Origin of the sequence: Streptomyces sp. NPDC101166 (assembly GCF_044768125.1) — a bacterium.
In the GTDB taxonomy this organism is placed as follows: Bacteria; Actinomycetota; Actinomycetes; order Streptomycetales; family Streptomycetaceae; genus Streptomyces.
This window is the reverse complement of sequence record NZ_JBIWPF010000140.1, coordinates 1-1,353: the sequence shown is the minus strand read 5'-3', so window position 1 is coordinate 1,353 and position 1,353 is coordinate 1. Positions and strand designations below refer to the sequence as shown.

Below are 1,353 nucleotides of genomic sequence, written 5' to 3'. Positions count from 1 at the left end.
TGTCGTTCTTCGCGGAATCGGCGTACTTCAGCATCATGTCGAAGGCCCAGGATCCCAGGAACCAGTTGCGGAGACGCAGGCCCAGGGCGGTTTTCGGGGCCAGGAACGGTCCGGGGCGGGCGTCGTCGGCCTTGCGCAGGTAGCGCTTCATGATGTCCTCGTACCGGGCGAAGGCGACGGTGTGGTCGCCGTCGGCGACGGCCAGTTCCCCGGCCAGGACGTACGCGCCGACGACGGCGAGCCCGGTGCCGAATCCGGCGAGGGTGTTCCCGTACCCGGCGTCGCCGACCAGGGCCACGCGTCCGGACACGAAGTTCTTCATCGTCACCTTGCTCAGCGAGTCCAGGTAGAACCCGTCGAGGTGCGGGAGGTCGGCCAGCATGGCGGGCACGTCGCCGCCCATGCCGGCGAACTTCTCGGCGACGATCCGGCGCTGCTCGTCGAAATCGTCTCGCGAGTAATCGAGTTCGGGTGAGGCGAACATGTACATCTGCGCGGCCTTCGCCCCGCCGTTGACCGCGAGCAGCCCGGGCGCGGTCCAGCCGTGGGACACCGCCCGCTCGCGCGGGGCGTCGGCGTCCTCCCACAGCGATGCACCCGCGAGCGCGTAGTAGTAACCCCGGTAGGCGAGGAATTCGGATTCGGGTCCGAAGGTCAGTTTCCGTACCCGCGAGTGGATTCCGTCGCAGCCGACGACCAGGTCGAAGCGCCGGGCCGGGGCGTGTGCGAATTCGACGTCCACGCCGTCGGCGGTCTCGGTGAGCGCGGTGACGGTGTCGCCGAACAGGTATTCGCAGGTGTCGGCGGTGTGCTCGTACATGATCGCGGCCAGGTCGCCGCGCAGGATCTCGATGTCGCCGCCGGTGAAGTCGCCGGAGATGAGGGCCCGCTGCTGCCCGGACTCGTCGAGCATGACCATGTCGGTCTTGCCGGTCTGGCGGCGTTCGATGTCGGCGAGCACGCCCATCCGCTCGAGCACGGTCATGTGGGTCTCGCCGGTGAAGTCGATGGCCTGTCCGCCGGTGCGCAGGGCGGGGGCCTTCTCGACCACGGTCACCTGGAAGCCGTAGCGGTGCAGCCAGTAGGCGAGGGCGGGACCGGCGACGCTGGCGCCGGAGACGAGGACGGTGGTATTGCGCATGATGACCCCTTCAGTAACTGCGTCCGTTGGACGCTGTTGATGATTAATAGAGTATGGTGGACGCAGTTAGGTGTCAACCCAGAAATCCGGAAGGATGGCGACCATGCCGGCACCCACCACCCGCGAACTGCTCTGGGGCACCCCCGACCGCCCCCGGCGCGGGCCCAAACCCTCGCTCACCCTCGAGCGGATCGTCGCCGAGGCGGTCGACC

General features: G+C 68.1%; 1 protein-coding gene. It reads right to left on the bottom strand.

What is annotated here, in order from left to right; genetic code table 11:
• Positions 1 to 1,141 (bottom strand): FAD-dependent monooxygenase (locus ACIRS4_RS37110; RefSeq protein WP_404204515.1); only part of this gene is annotated, 1,141 nt, incomplete at its 3' end.
• Positions 1,142 to 1,353: the final 212 nt, after the last annotated feature.